The organism is Arthrobacter celericrescens, assembly GCF_003614925.1.
Taxonomy (GTDB): Bacteria; Actinomycetota; Actinomycetes; order Actinomycetales; family Micrococcaceae; genus Arthrobacter; species Arthrobacter celericrescens.
Window position 1 is genome coordinate 1 of sequence record NZ_QYLP01000007.1, and the last position, 15,648, is coordinate 15,648.

The window sequence follows — 15,648 nt, forward strand, 5'->3', positions numbered from 1 at the left end:
GATCATCATGACCACGAACCTGGGCACCCGCGACATCTCCAAGAGCGTTGCCACGGGCTTCCAGTCCGGCACGGACACCCAGACCGGCTACATCCGGATGCGGGCCCGGGTCACGGAGGAGCTCAAGCAGCACTTCCGTCCCGAGTTCCTGAACCGTGTAGACGACGTGGTGGTGTTCCCGCAGCTGACCCAGGAAGAGATCATCGAGATCGTGGACATGTTCGTGACCCGCTTGGAGAAGCGGCTCAAGGACAAGGACATGGGCATCGAACTCACCACCGCTGCCAAGGTCCTGCTGGCCACCCGCGGCTACGATCCCGCCATGGGCGCCCGGCCGCTGCGCCGGACCATCCAGCGCGAGATCGAGGACCAGCTCTCCGAGAAGATCCTCTTCGGCGAACTGCACCAGGGCGACATCGTGGTGGTGGACGTGGAGGGCGAAGGCGACGACGCCAAGTTCACGTTCGCAGGCAACGCCAAGCCGCGCATCCCCGAGATCGCACCGAGCGCCTAGGCCCCGGCCAGCCCGGAGTTCCTAGGCTCCGGGTGCCGGACCAGAAGGACCCCCGTTCGCGGAACGGGGGTCCTTCTGCGTCCGCAGGGCCCGCCGGACGCGCCGGACGCGCCGGACGCGCAGGGCCCGCCGGACGCGCCGGCCAGGGCAGTGCCGGCGACACCCGATCCGCTTTTTCTGAAAGTACTGTTTCACTCTTAGAGAACTCCCCTGTGATCGGGGGCACAATCCGTGTTGAATCAGACCATGCACGCGAATTCCACGGAGACCCCGGACGCTCAGCCTGAAGCGGGCGCGCAGCCCGAAACCCCGTTCCACGACCTGGACCACTACCTGGCCATCCCGCGCGTGAGCGGCTTGGCGCTCAGCCCCGACGGCAGCCGCCTGGTCACCACCGTGGCCACCCTCAACGGCAAAGGCACCGAATACGTGACCGCCCTGTGGGAGCTGGATCCCGCCGGCACGAAGCACGCCCGGCGCATCACCCGCAGCGCCAAGGGCGAGGCCGGTGCGGCCTTCGCCGCGAACGGCGACCTCTACTTCACCTCTGCCCGGCCCGATCCGGAGAGTCCTGACACGGATCCGGTCGACGCCCTGTGGCTGCTACCGGCAGACGGCGGCGAGGCCCGGGTGGTGCACTCGCGGGCCGGCGGAATCAGCGCCGTGCTGACCGCGAAGGACGCGGACGCGACCTTCGTGAAGGCTCCGGTCCTCGCCGGTTCAAGCGACGAAAAGGACGACGAGGAACGCCGCAAGAGCCGCAAGGACAACAAGGTCTCCGCGATCCTGCACAGCGGCTACCCCGTCCGGTACTGGGACGCCGATCTCGGCCCTTCGCAGCCCCGGATCTTTGCCGTCGAAACCGGGGAAGATGAGGGCCCGGGCAAGCCTGCAACGGTGGACGCTGTTCCCGGCCTGAACCTCCGCAACCTGACCCCGGACGCCGGAGGACGCCTGAGGGAAACCGAAGCGGTTGTCAGCCCGGACGGCACAACCATCTACACCAGCCTCCAGAAGCCTCTCGCGAAGGCCGATTCCCGCTATGTCCTGGCCGCCGTCGACGTCGCCACAGGCAACCTCAAGGTCATCCTGGACCGCGATGGAATGAGCTACTTCCCAGGGCCGGTGAGCCCGGACGGCCGGACGCTCGCCGTCGTCAGCGAAAGCGACAGCACGCCGCTGCAGGCGCCCGAGGTGAGGCTGCACCTGCTGGACGTCGGAAGCGGCGCGGGTGGCGGCCTTGAGCCGCTGGCGCCCGAATGGGACCGCTGGGCGACACCTGCCGCCTGGCTGCCCGACGGCAAGACCCTCCTGGTGACCGCCGACGAGGACGGCGCGACGCCGGTCTTCCGCGTCGACGTCGCGAGCGGTGCCGTCTCGCGGGTGACGCCCGACGCCGCGGCATACTCCGACGTCGTCGTCTCGCCGGACGGGAGCTCCGCCTATGCGCTGCGCAGTTCCTACGGCTTCCCCGCCGAAGCGGTGCGGATCGACTTGGCGGGCAGCGGCGTCGTTCGGCTTCCCGCGCCGGCCGAAAGGCCCGCCGTCAAGGGCTCGCTGGAGCGGATCGAAACGACGGCGGCCGACGGCTCCCGGGTGCCCGCCTACCTGGCCCTGCCGGAGGGCGCTTCCGCGGCGACCCCGGCCCCGCTGCTGCTGTGGATCCACGGCGGCCCGCTCGGGTCCTGGAACGCGTGGACCTGGCGCTGGAACCCGTGGCTGCTGGTCGCCAAGGGCTATGCCGTGCTGCTGCCGGACCCGGCCCTCTCCACCGGCTATGGACAGGAGTTCATCCAGCGCGGCTGGGGCCACTGGGGCAAGGCGCCTTTCGAAGACCTGATGGCCGTGACGGACGCGGCAGCGGCCCGCCCGGACATCGACGAAACCCGGACGGCGGCCATGGGCGGCTCCTTCGGCGGCTACATGGCGAACTGGGTGGCCGGCCACACCGACCGCTTCAAGGCGATCGTGACGCACGCGAGCCTCTGGGCGCTCGACCAGTTCGGCCCCACCACGGACGCTTCGCAGTACTGGCTCAAGGAAATGACCCCGGAGATGGCGCTGGAGAATTCCCCGCACCTGCACCTCGGGAACATTTCCACCCCCATGCTCGTGATCCATGGTGACAAGGACTACCGGGTGCCGATCGGCGAAGGGCTGCGGCTCTGGTACGAACTGCTGTCCGGGTCGAAGCTGCCGGCCGGGGAGGACGGGGAGACGCAGCACCGCTTCCTGTACTTCCCGGACGAGAACCACTGGGTGCTCCAGCCGCAGCATGCCAAGGTCTGGTACGGCGTGGTGGAGCACTTCCTGGCACGGCAGGTCCTCGGCGAGGACATTGCCTTGCCGGACGAGCTGGGTTTGTAAGCCTGTCCTGGCGGCTGTGGGGACGGCTGCCGGGACGTGGCCGGGCGGGGAGGCCCGGCCGACCTGGGGGAGGCCTGGCCGGCGCGGTGAACGTGCCGGCCAGGCCGGGGTGTACGGGACATAGGATGGGGCTGTGACTCCAACGTTCAGCCTCCGCCCAGCCCGCACCGGCGACGTCGCCGCGATCAAGAAGCTGGTGGCGCCGCTGGCGGAGCAGCGGATCCTGATGGCCAAGGAAACCGTGGCCTACTACGAGAGCCTGCAGGAGTTCCGGATCGCGGAGTCGTCCGACGGCGACATCATCGGCTGCGGCGCCCTGCACGTGATGTGGGAAGACCTGGCTGAAGTCCGCACGCTCGCCGCGGCCGCCGACTGGCGCGGCAAGGGCGTGGGCCACGTGCTGGTGCAGCAGCTCCTCGAAGACGCGAGGGCCCTGGGGGTTTCCCGGGTGTTCTGCCTGACCTTCGAGGTGGACTTCTTCAAGCGCCACGGCTTCGAGGTGATGGCAGACCAGTCGGCGGTGGACCCGGAGGTCTATTCCGAACTGCTGCGCTCGCATGACGAAGGCGTGGCCGAGTTCCTGGACCTCGCCCGGGTGAAACCCAACACCCTGGGGAACACGCGGATGATCAAGTTCCTCTAGCTGCCTTCCGTAGCGGCCGTTGCCGGGGCGGCTAGGGTCTTTGGACCCTTCACATATATCTACTTGCTGGATAAACTAGGTGAGGCCCTCCACCCCCGGGCCGCCCTTCTGTGGAGGCGAACCATGACTTACCACGTTGTGTTCCCCGATTTCTCAGGATTCCAAGCGGAGATCCCGGGACCTGCTGCGCCCGCGGAGCCCCGCAGGCGGGGGTGCGGCAGCTGCACCAAGAAGGAGTGCATGGATTTCTGGCCGGATGCGCCCGGGACGGACCGTTCCCAAGCTGACGAGGAACACGGATAGCCCAAAACCCGGCCGGAGAAGGCGGGCAGCGCCGCAGCGCCGGGCCCGTTTGAAGGCCTATCGTGGCTGCCGGGCGGGTAGTAGGGTCAAAGCAAAATACCCGATTCGTCCCAGGAGCAAGCCATGAAGAAGCTCATCAATGATCCGCGCGCGGTGGTGGACGAATCCCTCGAAGGCTTCGGCCTGGCCCACGCCGACATTCTGGACGTCCACGCCAAGCCGGCTTACGTCATCCGCAAAGGGGCCCCCGTGGCCGGCAAGGTGGCGTTGCTTTCGGGCGGCGGAAGCGGGCACGAACCGCTGCACGCGGGCTTCGTCGGGCACGGCATGCTCGACGCCGCGGTGCCCGGCGCCGTGTTCACCTCGCCCACTCCCGAACAGATCATCCCGGCGACCGAAGCGGTGGACTCGGGCGCCGGCGTCGTGCATATCGTGAAGAACTACACCGGCGACGTCCTGAACTTCGAAACCGCCGCCGAGCTCTCGCAGGCCGAAGGCATCAGCGTGCGCACCGTCCTGGTGGACGACGATGTGGCCGTGGAGGACTCGCTCTACACGGCCGGGCGGCGCGGGGTGGGCGGGACCGTGCTCGTGGAAAAGATCGCAGGTGCCGCAGCGGTCCGCGGTGACACGCTCGACGCCGTCACGGGCGTTGCGGAATCGGTCGCCCGCAATGTGCGCACCATGGGCGTGGCACTCTCCGGCTGCACCGTGCCGCACGCCGGCGTGCCGAGCTTCGAACTCGCCGACGACGAAATCGAAATCGGGATCGGCATCCACGGCGAGCCCGGCCGCCACCGGATCCCCATGGAAGGCGCGGACGGCATCACCTCCCGGCTGCTGGAACCCGTGGTGGGGGACCTCGGCCTCGGCAAGGGGGAGCGGGCCCTGCTGTTCGTCAACGGCATGGGCGGCACCCCGCTCAGCGAGCTCTACATCGTGTACCGCCGGGCAGCCCGGCTGCTGGAAGAGAAGGGCATTACCGTGGAAAGGTCCCTGGTGGGCAACTACGTCACCTCCCTGGAAATGCAGGGCTGCTCCATCTCGGTCCTGCGGCTCGACGATGAACTCGTGGACCTCTGGGACGCGCCCGTGCACACCGCGGCCCTGCGCTGGGGGATGTGACCGTGCGGCTGGGAGTCGGCTGGGCCGTTGAATGGCTGCAACTGTCCGCACGGAAGATGTCCGAGCACCGGGTGGAGCTCATCGAACTGGACCGGGCAATAGGCGATTCGGACCACGGCGAGAACATGGACCGCGGCTTCCAGGCCGTGCTGGAGAAGATCGCCGAGGCAGCCCCGGACACGCCCGGCGCCGCCCTGAAGCTCGCCGCGATGGCCCTGATGTCCAAGGTGGGAGGGGCCGCCGGCCCGCTCTACGGCACCGCGTACCTGCGGGCTGCCACGGCGCTGGGGACGCTGGAGGACGTCGACGCCGCCGCGCTCGCTGCCGCCCTTGAGGCCGCCAGGGACGGGATCGTGGCGCGGGGCAAGGCCGAGCCGGGCGACAAGACCATGGTGGACGCCTGGACCCCGGCCGTGGAAGCTGCCAACGAAGCCGTCATCCTCGGTGCGGACGCCGTCGCCGTACTCGCCGCTGCCGCCGAAGCCGCGGAAGTGGGGGCCGTGACCACGGATCCGCTCGTGGCGAGGAAGGGCCGGGCCAGCTACCTGGGCGAACGCAGCGCCGGGCACCGGGACCCCGGGGCTGTTTCCACAGCGTTGCTGCTTCGTGCTGCGGCCACCGCGGCTGGTTTCCCTGACGGGGAGCAGGCGTGACAGTAGCCCTGGTGGTGGTTTCGCACAGTGCCAGGATCGCCGAGGGGGCCGTTGAACTTGCAGGGCAGATGGCCCCGGACGTCCGCCTTTTCGCCGCGGGCGGCACGGAAGACGGCCGGATCGGCACCAGCTTCGAACTCGTCCTGGCCGCGTTCGAATCGGCGCTGGACTCGGCGGCGGGCGCCGGCGTCGTGGTGCTGACGGACCTCGGCTCGGCCGTCATGACGGCGGAAGCCGCGGTGGAATTCTGCAGCGCGCCGCAGGACGTGCTGCTGGCCGACGCCCCCTTGGTGGAGGGTCTCGTTGCCGCGGCAGTCGCCGCGCAGGGTGGGGCCGGCGCGGCCGCCGTGAAGTCAGCCGCCGAGGCGGTCCGGTTCAATGGCGGCGGGTTCAGCAGCGACCGTGGCAGCAGCGACGGCGGCAGCACCGGCGTCGGCGGCGCTGGAACTTCCGACGGCGGCGAGCCGGGCGGGGTGCCCGCGGCGCCGGCGGAAAGCGGCGAGTTCGTGCTCGTCAACGAGGCGGGGATCCACGCCCGGCCCGCGGCCCGGATCGCCGGCGGACTGGCCGGACTCGATGCGGAGGTGACCGTCAACGGCGTCGACGGGACCTCGGTGATGGAACTGATGGCCCTGGCGGTCGGGCAGGGCGGAACGCTCACGGTGGAGGCCCGGGGCAAGGACGCGGCTAAAGCGGTGGCCTATGTGCGGGGCCTCGTGGAGGACGGCTTCGGGGAGAAGTAGGGACGTCAGGGCGCTTGCTTGAGCCCCGTGGCGTCGAGCACCAGGTTGGCGGTGATGACTGTTCCGCATTTCTCACCGAAGGGCTTGAGGATCTTCGGAGTGAAGTCGAGGGTGCGGACCGGAAGCGGCCTGCCGGTGGACGCGGTGCCGGTGACCTTCGCGCTGATCGGCGAAGCGGTGAGCACGCCCATGTCCAGGAGGCCGTACATGGTGCCGTCCGGGGCCATCGTCGCCGAGCAGCTTCCGTCCGGGCCGGTGCTGCACGCCTGCGGGATGGACCTGCTGCCGGGAAGCAGCTTCAGGTCGTCCTCCTTGCATTTGCCGTCCTGGCACGCCCGCAGATGCACGCCCTGGACGGTGGGCACGTAGTCCTCCGCGATGGTCAGGCCCACCACCGGTGCCATGGCGATGGCCGGGCACGGCGCCGACTCAGGCTGGCAGCCGGAGCCGAGCAACGCCGTCGTGCATAATGCCGCAGCCGCCCATAACTTGCGCATACCTCAGCGTAGGACCGGTGAACACGGGCCGGAACGGCCCCGGCGGAAGCTTGCCGACATCGTTATGGTGCCGCGCAGCGCGGTAACGCTCAGGGGATGGGGAAGATGCCGATGAACCAGAATGAGACCACCGCGAAGACGGCGAAGAACGCGATGGCGCAGCCGATGCCCACCTTCTCCTTGGTGGACTGGTGGAAGGATTCGTGCGGGTCGGCCGGGTTCACGGCCACCTCGATGTACGAACCGGGGGTGGGGATCTCGGCGGAGGGAACGTCGGAGGTGCCGTTGAAGACCTGCCCGCCCGGCCCCGTGAACTGGTAGGTGGGGAAGAAACGCCGGGACGAATCGGAACCGCCTATCCTGCCGGACCAGCCCGAGGTGTTTCCGGTGACCACCGCTTGGACCCTGGGCCAGTCCGCGGTGCGCGTTTCCTGCCGTTTCGCCTTCCTGGCCGTGTGTACCAGGGCGGTGATCGCGCCGATCTGGAACAGCGCCCAGACAATGTAGATCACGGTCTTCAAAGTTCGTCTCTCCCCTGCGGGTGGTGGTCAGGCGGGCAGCCGGTAGTCGCCGTCGTGCAGTTCTGCCAGGCCGTCGCGCACCAGCCCGTCCAGCGCCCGCTCAAGCTGCTCCGGGGCGGAGTTGAGGCGGTGAAGTGCTGCCAGGGGAACCGCGGTTCCCTCTGCGGCGAAGCCGAGATCGGCCGGTGCCTGTTCGAACATTCCGCGCGCCACCGGCGCCTCCGCCACGCGGAGTACCGCCATGACGGCGCCGCGGAGCTGCCGGTCGGTGCCGTGCCAGGCCTGGCCCTTGGGAACGTACGACGGCGGCGGCTCGCCTGCCGCGAGCCAGGCGCATTCGGCGCGGACCGGGCAGTCGGAACACTTGGGGGAGCGGGCCGTGCACACCAGCGCACCCAGTTCCATGACTGAGGCGTTCCAGCGCACGGACAATGCCGTGTCCTGGGGCATGAGCGTCTCGGCCAGGCGCATTTCCGCGGCAGTGAGGGACGGCGCCGGAAGGGCGGTCCCGGACACCAGCCGGGCGTGGACGCGGCGGATGTTGGTGTCCACCACCGTTTCGCGCTCGCCGAAGGCGAAGGCGGCGACGGCTGCAGCGGTGTAGTCCCCGACGCCGGGAAGGCCCAGCAGGCCCTCGTACGTTCCGGGTACCTTGCCGCCGTGCTCCTCGACGATCGCGGTGGCGGCAGCGTGCAGCCGCAGCGCCCGGCGGGGGTAGCCCAGCCGGCCCCAGTGGCGCACCGCTTCGCCGGAGGCCTCGCGGGCAAGGTCCGCGGGCTCGGGCCAGCGTTCCATCCAGTCAAGCCAGACCGGAAGTACCCGCACCACGGGGGTCTGCTGCAGCATGACCTCGCTGACCAGCACGCCCCAGGGGCTGCAGTCGGCTTCGCGCCACGGCAGCTCGCGGGCGTTTTCGGCGAACCAGCGGTCCAGTTCGTTGTGGAGGGCGCCGAGCTCGTCGGCTTCGAGCTGGTGGGACGGGCCTTGCTGTGCGCGGGCCGGGCGTGCGGTGCCCGTGCGTGACTGGGTGCGCCTGCTGGCCTTGGGTTTGATGGGGCTACGGGGCGGCGTTGCGCCCGTCCGTTCCGCGGCTGTTGGCGATGACATGGGACCCTTTGGTGCGGCTGCGTGCTTCGCGGCCGCGCGGCCGCCGATTCCTGCCCTCCACTGTAGCCGAGCCCGCGCCCGGCGGGCCTCGGTGCAGTCGGCTAGCCCTGGCCCGGGATTGATCCTGCAGATCAGGCGGGCTGCGGCGCGGCAACCCCGCCGGACCTGCAGGATGAACTGCGGACACAGCGCGGGTCCGTAACATGAGGCAGCTCATAGTGCAGGACGCCGGGCCGGCGGCGTGGTGAGGCGGCAACCGGCGCGGGCGTTGCCTAGCCTAGTCATATGGTCACCAAGGGCAATCAACCGTCAGGCGCGCGCGGAACGCGCTCGCCAGGCAACGGTGCCCGGAGCCAGGCGGTAACCCGCCCCAAAACTGGCGTCACAGCGTCACAGCGTGCCGGTGCACAGAGGCCGGGTTCCCAGCGCACCGGTTCCCCGCGCCCGGCTTCCCGAGGCACCGGCCGCCGCAGGCCGAGCCCGGCCGTGTACCGCCGTCGTCGTCTTGTGGTTTTCATCGGTTTGCTGGTGGTGCTGGGGCTGCTGACCGCGGGCGTGGTGGCAATCGCGTCGTCCTTCGTGGGGAAAAACGAACCCGCAGCGCAGCCGAGCACCAGCCCGCAGCCGCAGGACAGCACCCCGGCGCCGGGCGCTTCGGGCACGGCAGGCCCCTCCGCCAAGGCGACCCCCGTGTGCGACCTGAACCTGGTCACCGTTGCCGCCAGCACCGATGCCGGATCCTATGCTGCGGGCAAGAATCCGGTCCTGGGGCTGAAGGTCACCAACGGCGGCGCCACGCCATGCCAGGTCAACGTCGGTACCTCGCAGATGGATTTCCAGGTGACCAGCGGCGCGGACCGGATCTTCTCCTCGCGGGACTGCCAGGCCAGCAGCGAGGACCTGGTGAAGACCATCCTGCCGGGCAAGAGCGAGACCGCGAACTTCGTCTGGCAGCGCAACCGCACCACGGAAGGCTGCAGCGTGGTGAATGCCAAGCCCGGTGCCGGCACTTATGTGTTCACGGCCTCGCTGGGCAACAAGGTCAGCCCGAAGGCCGTCTTCCAGCTGCGCTAAGTGCGTCGGAGCCTGGCGGAGGCAGCCGCCCGCCTCCGGTTGGGTGCTCAGTTGTGGCGGGGTTTACGCGGAAAAACCCGCCACAAGTGAGCACTCAGCGGGTTAGAGGAAGCGGTCCAGGAGGCTTGCCTCGGCCATGCGGCTGAGGCCTTCGCGGACGGTGCGGGCGCGCTGGTCGCCGATGCCGTCAACGGTCATGAGGTCGTCGATGGTGGCGGCCATGAGGTTCTGGAGCCCGCCGAAATGGTCCACCAGGCGGTCTGCCACGGCCTTCGGAACCGACTTGAGCCCCGCGAGGAGGCGGTACCCCTGGGGCTGCACACCGGCGTCGAGCACGTCTATTCCGCCCGCAAAACCGATGATGCTGGAGATCCTGCCCAGGTCGATCAGTTCGGTGGGGCCGAGGTCCATCAAGGCCTGCACGGCGCCGTCGATGTCCTCGGGGGAAGCGGCGTCGCCGGCGTAGTCGCGGATGATGACGTCGCTGCCCGGGCCGCGGCCCATGGTGAGTTCCTCCAGCTGCAGGGACAGGAGGCGTCCGTCCTCGCCGAGTTCGAGCACGTACTGGGCGATTTCCTCGGCGATCCGGCGCACCATCTCCTGGCGCTGGAGGGTCACGGCGACGTCGCGGACTGTGACCATGGCTTCGATTTCCAGCGCCGAGAGCGAACTGGTGACCTGGTCCAGGCGGGCGCTGTAACGCTCCAGGGTGGCCAGGGCCTGGTTTGCGCGGGCGAGGACCTTCTCCGAACCTTCCAGCACGTGCCGCAGCCCGTTCACGTACAGGGCGATGATCTGCATGGACTGGCTGACCGAGATGACAGGCACGCCGGTCTGGATGGCGACGCGCTCCGCTGTGCGGTGCCGGGTGCCCGATTCCTGGGTTTCGATGCTGGAATCGGGGACCAGTTGCACGGCCGCGCGGACGATGTTGCTGGCGTCCTTGTCGCACACGATGGCGCCGTCCATTTTGGCGAGTTCGCGGAGCCGGGTGGGGGAGAACTCGATGCCGATTTCGAAGCCGCCGGAGCAGATGGAGTCGATGGTGCGGTCCGAGCCGAGGACGATCAGGGCGCCGGTGCGTCCGCGCAGGATGCGCTCAAGTCCGTCCCGCAGCGCGGTGCCGGGTGCGACTCTTGCCAGGGTCGCCTTGAGCGATTCCTCGGGACTTCGGGCCATGCGTGTTCCCTTCGAACGTTGCAGGACCCGCAACCGGGCCAGCATCAGTGCCGGCGATGTTCAGGAAAAGTGCCCCGGCAGTGGCTAGCACCATGATAGATCCTCAGGGACGCCTTAACCGCACAGGCAAGCCTCAAAGTGGCCCATTCGCCACCTGTCTCGAGGGGGGACGGAAACGGCCCTCCGGGCAACTTCGCGGAGGGCCGTTTGGGGTGGCTCGGGCGGCTGCGGGGAGCCGCCGTCGGGCACGTTCGGAGTGGAGTCAGTAATCCGCCTGGCGCTCGAGCTTGTTGCCGAGGCGGAGCATTGCCAAGCTGACCAGCAGGAAGCCGACGGCGATTCCCACCGCGAAGACGGCCACCCCGCCCCAGCCGCCGGCCCGCGCTGGGTCGATAAACCAGTACGGGTACCAGTCCACGAAGGAGCCGCGGATGAGGCTGTAGGCAAGGTAGGCGACCGGATAGACGAGCCAGTACCAGAGGTGCCGGACCGCCATGGTGGTGCGCGGGGGCTGGAACAGCCAGTCGGCCACCATCACCACCGGGATCAGGTAGTGCACCACGAAGTTCACCCACGGAACCATCGAGCCGAGGTCCTGGCCGGTCAGCAGGGCGCCGAACACGATGCCCACGATGGCCATCGCAATGGTGGCCGTGCCGCGGGTGGTTTCATCCAGCTCGGTGGGCTGTTTGCGGACCAGCAGGCGGTACCCGCTGACCAGCAGCACCACGGCCGCGAAGAGGTTGGACAGGTTGGTGAAGTAGCTGAAGAAATTCCACACGTCGTAGCGCAGGCTGATGTGCACCGCCAGCTGCGTGCCGACGGCAACAAGGGTCAAGAGGCCGAAGAAGAAACGTCCCCCAATAAGCACCGTTCTCTTGGCCGAAGCTGTTCTGCCGGCCAGTGCCGTTCTTTTCGTCATGGGACCACTCTTGCGCACCCCGTGCACAGCCGCCGCGCGACACCCCGCGCCGGGAGCCGGGCCTGGGAGCCGGACTGCCGCCCGGCAAGACTCAGCTGATCAGCAGCTCCAGGGCCTCGGCCACATGTGCCACCTCCCGCACGGAGAAACCTTCCGGGACTGGTCCCGGCCCGTTGGGGCTGGCCGGGACTACGGCGTGCGTGAAGCCCAGGCGCTGGGCCTCATGGATGCGCTGGTTGATGCCCGGAACCGGACGGACTTCGCCGGCCAGGCCCACCTCGCCGAAGGCGATGAGACGCTGCGGAAGCGCCTTCCGGGACTTGGCCGATGCCACGGCCAGGGCGACGGCGAGGTCCGTGGCCGGTTCGCTGAGCTTCACCCCGCCCACGGTGGCCACGTAGGAGTCGTCCTTGTGCAGCACACAGCCCGCCCGCTGCTGCAGCACAGCCAGCAGCATCGAGACCCGCGAGCTGTCCAGGCCGCTGGTGGCGCGGCGCGGCTGCGAGTTGGCGCTTTCGGCCAGGAGGGACTGCACCTCGGCCAGCAACGGCCGCCGACCCTCCATGGTCACGGTGATGCAGGTGCCGGAAACGGGTTCGCGGGTGCGGGAGACGAAGAGCCCGCTGGGATCGGCGAGGCCTTCGATGCCGGCCTCGTTGAGGTCGAAGCAGCCGACGTCGTCCGTGGCGCCGTAGCGGTTCTTGACGGCGCGCAGCAGCCGGAGCCGGGAATGGCGCTCACCTTCGAACTGGCACACCACGTCCACGAGGTGCTCGAGGAGCCGCGGACCGGCGATGGAGCCGTCCTTGGTCACGTGGCCCACCAGAAGGGTGGTCATGTTGCGGCGCTTGGCGGCGCCGATGATCGACGCGGCGACCTCGCGGACCTGGGAAACGCCACCGGCGCTGCCCTCCACCTCGGTGCTGCTGAGGGTCTGCACGGAGTCCACGATGAGCAGCTTGGGCTCAAGCTTTTCCACCTGCCCCAGCGCCTGGCCGAGGTCCGTTTCCGCGGACAGGTACAGGGTGTCCGCGAGGGCGCTGATCCGCTCCGCCCGCAGCTTCACCTGGGCCGCGGATTCCTCGCCCGTGACGTACAGGACGTCCTGGCCGGTGCGGGCGAACTTTGCCGCGACATCCAGCAGCAGCGTGGACTTCCCGACGCCGGGCTCTCCGGCCAGCAGGATCACCGCGCCGGGGACCAAACCTCCGCCGAGCACCCGGTCCAGTTCGTCGACGCCGGTGGGCAGGAACGCCGCCGTCGTCCCGTCCACCTCGGCAATCCGGCGGGCGGGCTCCAAAACTGTTGCCGCCGCCGTCGTGCGCGCTACCGTGGCGCCGGACTCCTCAACGGTTCCCCAGGCCTGGCACTCGCCGCAGCGGCCCACCCATTTGACGGTGGTCCAGCCGCATTCGGCGCATTTGAACGCGGGGGCCTTGGAGGCGCGGGAGGTCTTGGTTGCCATGCGTACAAGGCTAGTTGAGGGGTGTGACAACAAACGCCTACAGCGGCGGCAGGGCGTCCCGGGCCTCCGCGGGCTCCATGCCGGCGGCCTCGAGCAGGTCCACCATGAGCGGCCGGAAAAGCATCACCACGGTTTCGCCCTCGAGCTTCTGGACGGCGAGCAGCCGCGGGTGCAGCCTGGTGGCGATGTCCGAGAGGTCCTGCCGGGCCACGCGCATGTGGGCCCGGCGGGCGCCGTCGTGCACTTCCGCCAGGCCCAGCGAAAGTTCGTCCACCGCGGCGGCCGTATCCCGCAGCACCTCGGAGATGTTGTCCGTGGCCTCGTCAGTGAGGGCGGTGTGGTTGATGGCGCTGGTGAGCCGCCGGGCGAACACCCGGCTGTTGCGCAGCGCGAGGTCGATCGAGTCCAGCGAGGCCTCCATCGCGTTCAGCTCCTCGCGGTGCTTGCGGTACGCGGGCGCCAGGGTGGCCACTTCACCGGCGGCGCGCAGCGACTGTCGCATCCGGTCCACCAGGGGCTGGCAGTTGCGGCCACGGACCAGGGCGTGCCAGGCGAGGGTGGAGTCGCTGTCGATCATGGCGTCCGCGCACTCGCGCAGCACCTCCGCCAGCTCGCCCAGCAGTTTCCGCACGTCCTGCCGCGGCTCCAGCCGCGGGTCCTTCGGCATGAGGACCGTGACCAGCAAGGCGAAGACGCCCCCGACGACGGCGTCCAGGCTGCGGGTGAACGGACCTCCCGGCGGGGCCGGGAGCAGCACGACCAGGAGGGACTGCAGCCCGAGCTGGGTGGTGAAGATGGTACCGCTGTCCAGGAAGCGGGCCAGCAGGATCGAGAACAGGAGCACGACGGCGGCCTGCCAGACGCCGGAGCCCAGCCAGTGCACCAGGAGGTCGCCCACCACGATGCCCAGGGTGACGCCGAGGCCCACCTCCATCACCCGGCGCAGGCGCGGGTCGCGGGAGAAGCCGAGGGCGATCAGGGAGGACGTGGCCGCGAAGAGCGGGCCGGCGTGGCCGAGGACGTGTTCGGCGAAGGCATACGCCCCGACCGCGCACACCGTCATCTGGACGGCGGGCACCACCGATTTCCGGGTCCGGGTGATGCCGGTGCGCAGCCGCTTCCGAAGGAACTTCGAGGTGGCCGAGAGTCCGGGCGGGGCATCCATGCCCTCAAGTCTATTCAGCGTCAAAGGCGCAAGAGCGGCGCCACATATGTAAGGGAATGGTCCGCTTCCGTTCACCTGCCGTTCACCTTTAACGGCCGATCCCGTTACTTGAGGCTCTTACCGTCGATCAAGGTACAAAACGAGTACGAATCTCCCAACAGCCGACTCTCCTCGGCACGCATCTGAGAATCCCTGGAAGGGGTACATCAAAGTGAAGGCAACTCGCTTCGGCCGCAACGCGGCAATCGCGGTCATCGCAGCCGGCGCCCTGGCACTTACCGCCTGTGGCTCCGACAACGCAACCGGCTCCCCGGCAAGCAGCCCGGCCGCCGGCGGCGCCAAAGTCACCGGCACCCTGACCGGCATCGGTGCCTCCTCCACCGGCGCTGCCATGGACGCGTGGAAGGCCGGCTTCGCCGCCGCCAACGCTGGCGCCACCGTGCAGTACTCCCCGGACGGCTCCGGCGCGGGCCGCAAGGCCATCATCGACGGCTCGGCCCAGTTCGCCGGTTCCGACGCCTACCTCAAGGACGAAGAGCTTGCCTCCTCCAAGGCCAAGTGCGGCCCCGACGGCGCCATCGACATCCCGGTCTACATCTCCCCGATCGCCGTGGCCTTCAACCTGCCCGATATCACTGAGCTGAAGCTCGACGCCGCCACCGTCGCCAAGATCTTCCGCGGCCAGATCGCCAAGTGGAACGACCCGGCAATCGCCGCCCTGAACCCGGACGCCAAGCTCCCGGACCTCAAGGTCACCCCGGTGAACCGCTCCGACGACTCCGGCACCACCAAGAACTTCACCGAATACCTTTCCGCTGCCGCCGCTGACGTCTGGACCGACAAGGCCGACGGCGTGTGGCCGGCTTCCCTGAAGGGCGAGAACGCCAAGGGCACCTCCGGCGTCGTCAAGACCGTCACCGACACCCCCGGTGCCGTGACTTACGCTGACGACTCCGCCGTATCCGGCAAGCTGGGCACCGCCCAGATCAAGGTCGGCACCGAGTTCGTGAAGATCTCCGCCGAGGCCGCCGCCAAGGCCGTCGAAATCAGCAAGCCGGCTGAAGGCCGCGCCGCCAACGACGTCGCCATCAAGCTGGACCGCAAGACCACCGAAGCCGGCGCCTACCCGGTTGTCCTGGTCTCCTACCACGTCGTCTGCACCACCTACGACAAGAAGGAAACCGCGGACCTCGTGAAGGCTTTCGAGAGCTACGTGGTCTCCGAAGAAGGCCAGAAGGCCGCCGCCGACGCCGCCAAGTCCGCTCCGCTGTCCGCAGCGCTGCAGGAAAAGGCCAAGGCCGCCATCGAGTCCATCAAGGCCAAGTCCTAAGGACCCCGTTCCGGCCGGCGGCACCACCCGGTGCCGCCGG

General features: G+C 69.0%; 15 protein-coding genes. 8 read left to right on the plus strand and 7 right to left on the minus strand.

What is annotated here, in order from left to right; translation table 11 throughout:
- The 6 genes from D3654_RS00280 to dhaM form a co-directional block, all read left to right on the plus strand.
- Positions 1-514: AAA family ATPase (locus D3654_RS00280; RefSeq protein WP_162943578.1), on the plus strand; the 514-nt coding region annotated here is incomplete at its 5' end.
- A 246-nt stretch (positions 515-760) separates the two neighbouring features.
- Positions 761-2,881 (plus strand): S9 family peptidase, encoded by a 2,121-nt coding sequence (locus D3654_RS00285; protein WP_120519550.1) that lies wholly within the window; start codon positions 761-763, stop codon positions 2,879-2,881.
- Between the two features lie 133 nt (positions 2,882-3,014).
- Positions 3,015-3,524 carry an amino-acid N-acetyltransferase gene (locus D3654_RS00290; protein ID WP_120519551.1) on the plus strand — a complete coding sequence of 170 codons (510 nt, stop codon included), beginning with the start codon at positions 3,015-3,017 and terminating at the stop codon, positions 3,522-3,524.
- A gap of 426 nt (positions 3,525-3,950) precedes the next feature.
- Positions 3,951-4,952 carry a dihydroxyacetone kinase subunit DhaK gene (gene dhaK, locus D3654_RS00295; protein WP_120519552.1) on the plus strand — a complete coding sequence of 334 codons (1,002 nt, stop codon included), beginning with the start codon at positions 3,951-3,953 and terminating at the stop codon, positions 4,950-4,952.
- A 2-nt stretch (positions 4,953-4,954) separates the two neighbouring features.
- Positions 4,955-5,605: a dihydroxyacetone kinase subunit DhaL gene (gene dhaL / locus D3654_RS00300; protein ID WP_120519553.1), complete on the plus strand. Its 651-nt coding sequence runs from the start codon at positions 4,955-4,957 to the stop codon at positions 5,603-5,605.
- On the plus strand, positions 5,602-6,348 hold the full coding sequence (gene dhaM / locus D3654_RS00305) for a dihydroxyacetone kinase phosphoryl donor subunit DhaM (RefSeq protein WP_120519554.1): 747 nt from the start codon (positions 5,602-5,604) through the stop codon (positions 6,346-6,348). The genes dhaL and dhaM overlap by 4 nt, the downstream gene beginning before the upstream one ends.
- Before the next feature lie 5 nt (positions 6,349-6,353).
- Here dhaM and D3654_RS00310 read toward each other — a convergent pair whose 3' ends face one another.
- The 3 genes from D3654_RS00310 to D3654_RS00320 all read right to left on the minus strand — a co-directional run bounded on the left by D3654_RS00310 (position 6,354) and on the right by D3654_RS00320 (position 8,230).
- On the minus strand, positions 6,354-6,845 hold the full coding sequence (locus tag D3654_RS00310; protein ID WP_120519555.1) for a hypothetical protein: 492 nt from the start codon (positions 6,843-6,845) through the stop codon (positions 6,354-6,356).
- Positions 6,846-6,934: 89 nt separating this feature from the next.
- Positions 6,935-7,357 carry a DUF3592 domain-containing protein gene (locus D3654_RS00315; RefSeq protein WP_342635079.1) on the minus strand — a complete coding sequence of 141 codons (423 nt, stop codon included), beginning with the start codon at positions 7,355-7,357 and terminating at the stop codon, positions 6,935-6,937.
- A 36-nt stretch (positions 7,358-7,393) separates the two neighbouring features.
- Positions 7,394-8,230, minus strand: a complete 837-nt coding sequence (locus tag D3654_RS00320; RefSeq protein WP_425359380.1) for an A/G-specific adenine glycosylase — start codon at positions 8,228-8,230, stop codon at positions 7,394-7,396.
- 750 nt (positions 8,231-8,980) lie between these two features.
- On the opposite strand from D3654_RS00320, the gene D3654_RS00325 reads away from it, so the two are divergent.
- A complete protein-coding gene (locus tag D3654_RS00325) occupies positions 8,981-9,547 on the plus strand; it encodes a hypothetical protein (protein ID WP_342635080.1) in 567 nt (188 codons plus the stop codon).
- A 102-nt stretch (positions 9,548-9,649) separates the two neighbouring features.
- On the opposite strand, the gene disA is transcribed toward D3654_RS00325, so the two are convergent.
- The 4 genes from disA to D3654_RS00345 all read right to left on the minus strand — a co-directional run bounded on the left by disA (position 9,650) and on the right by D3654_RS00345 (position 14,278).
- Positions 9,650-10,726: a DNA integrity scanning diadenylate cyclase DisA gene (gene disA / locus D3654_RS00330; RefSeq protein WP_120519559.1), complete on the minus strand. Its 1,077-nt coding sequence runs from the start codon at positions 10,724-10,726 to the stop codon at positions 9,650-9,652.
- 262 nt (positions 10,727-10,988) lie between these two features.
- The gene (locus tag D3654_RS00335; protein WP_120519560.1) at positions 10,989-11,648 is read right to left on the minus strand and encodes a Pr6Pr family membrane protein; all 660 of its coding nucleotides are present in this window, start codon (positions 11,646-11,648) and stop codon (positions 10,989-10,991) included.
- 91 nt (positions 11,649-11,739) lie between these two features.
- Positions 11,740-13,113 carry a DNA repair protein RadA gene (gene radA / locus D3654_RS00340; protein ID WP_120519561.1) on the minus strand — a complete coding sequence of 458 codons (1,374 nt, stop codon included), beginning with the start codon at positions 13,111-13,113 and terminating at the stop codon, positions 11,740-11,742.
- 37 nt (positions 13,114-13,150) lie between these two features.
- Positions 13,151-14,278, minus strand: coding sequence for an FUSC family protein (locus tag D3654_RS00345; RefSeq protein WP_120519562.1), 1,128 nt, complete (start codon positions 14,276-14,278; stop codon positions 13,151-13,153).
- A gap of 211 nt (positions 14,279-14,489) precedes the next feature.
- Between D3654_RS00345 and pstS the strand changes: the two genes are divergently transcribed.
- Positions 14,490-15,608 carry a phosphate ABC transporter substrate-binding protein PstS gene (gene pstS / locus D3654_RS00350; protein ID WP_120519563.1) on the plus strand — a complete coding sequence of 373 codons (1,119 nt, stop codon included), beginning with the start codon at positions 14,490-14,492 and terminating at the stop codon, positions 15,606-15,608.
- Positions 15,609-15,648 lie beyond the last annotated feature (40 nt).